Source organism: Oleiphilus sp. HI0079, assembly GCF_001635105.1.
The window spans coordinates 1-1,526 of record NZ_LWFT01000265.1 but is presented as its reverse complement, the minus strand read 5'-3'; the positions used below and the strand labels follow the sequence as shown (position 1 = coordinate 1,526).

Below are 1,526 nucleotides of genomic sequence, written 5' to 3'. Positions count from 1 at the left end.
AGAGGTCACCGGTTCAATTCCGGTTATGAGCTCCAGATATAGTTTTGCGTGGTCTGCGCTCGTTTTGGCGCATAGTCACTAATCGAGCGATTCTTAAGGAGATGTTCGGATGGCAAAAGCAAAGTTTGAAAGAGTTAAGCCGCACGTTAACGTGGGAACCATTGGGCACGTTGATCACGGCAAAACAACATTAACGGCAGCACTTACTCGCGTATGTGCTGAAGTATTCGGTGGTGAGAAGGTTGACTTCGCGAACATCGACAACGCTCCAGAAGAGCGTGAGCGTGGTATTACAATTGCAACGTCACACGTAGAGTACGATTCAACAGATCGTCACTACGCGCACGTTGACTGTCCAGGGCACGCGGACTACGTGAAAAACATGATCACGGGTGCGGCGCAAATGGATGGAGCGATTCTAGTATGTGGCGCAACGGATGGCCCGATGCCTCAGACGCGTGAGCACATTCTTTTGTCTCGTCAGGTTGGTGTTCCATACATCGTAGTGTTTCTGAACAAGGCAGATCTTCTTGCAGAAGACTGTGGTGGTGCAGGTACTGAAGAATACAACGAGATGCTTGAATTGGTTGAGATGGAGCTTCGTGAGCTTCTAGATCAATACGAATTCCCTGGTGACGACACGCCAATCATCCCTGGATCTGCTTTGATGGCATTGAACGGTGAAGATGATAACGAGCTAGGTACTACAGCCGTTAAGAAACTTGTTGAAGCACTTGATACGTATATTCCAGAGCCAGAGCGTGCAGTTGATCAGCCATTCCTAATGCCAGTAGAAGATGTATTCTCTATCTCTGGTCGTGGTACGGTAGTAACTGGTCGTGTTGAGCGTGGCATCATCAAGGTAGGCGAAGAGATCGAGATCGTTGGTATCCGTGACACTCAAACGACTACGTGTACTGGTGTTGAGATGTTCCGTAAGCTTCTTGACGAAGGTCGCGCGGGTGAGAACGTCGGTGTTCTTCTTCGTGGTACTAAGCGTGATGATGTTGAGCGTGGTCAGGTGCTATGTGTTCCTGGTTCGGTTAAGCCGCACACGAAGTTCGAGGCTGAAGTATATATCTTGAGCAAAGATGAAGGTGGTCGTCACACGCCATTCTTCCAAGGCTATCGTCCACAATTTTACTTCCGTACCACGGATGTAACAGGTGCATGTGAGCTTCCTGATGGCGTTGAGATGGTAATGCCAGGTGATAACGTACAGTTGACAGCTACTTTGATCGCGCCAATCGCGATGGAAGAAGGTCTACGCTTCGCGATTCGTGAAGGTGGCCGCACAGTTGGTGCTGGTGTTGTTGCCAAAATCATCGAGTAATTTGTTCTCGTAATATTGAAAGGGGCTGCCCATTGGGCGGCCTTTTTCTTTGGCAGATCATTTGGCAAAGGGGTGGTGACTCTTTTGTTGACAGGTTTGTATGCAATGAGTACAATGCCGCTCCTTTTTTGTACAGGTGCCGCAAAGACAATCTGTCGACGTGGCGATAATCGGAGTTTTGTTAAACATGCAA

General features: G+C 48.6%; 1 protein-coding gene. It reads left to right on the top strand.

Annotation, left to right across the window (positions count from 1 at the left end):
- The first annotated feature begins 109 nt into the window (after window positions 1–109).
- Window positions 110–1,333, top strand: coding sequence for an elongation factor Tu (tuf, locus tag A3750_RS03820; RefSeq protein ID WP_068521281.1), 1,224 nt, complete (start codon window positions 110–112; stop codon window positions 1,331–1,333).
- Window positions 1,334–1,526: the final 193 nt, after the last annotated feature.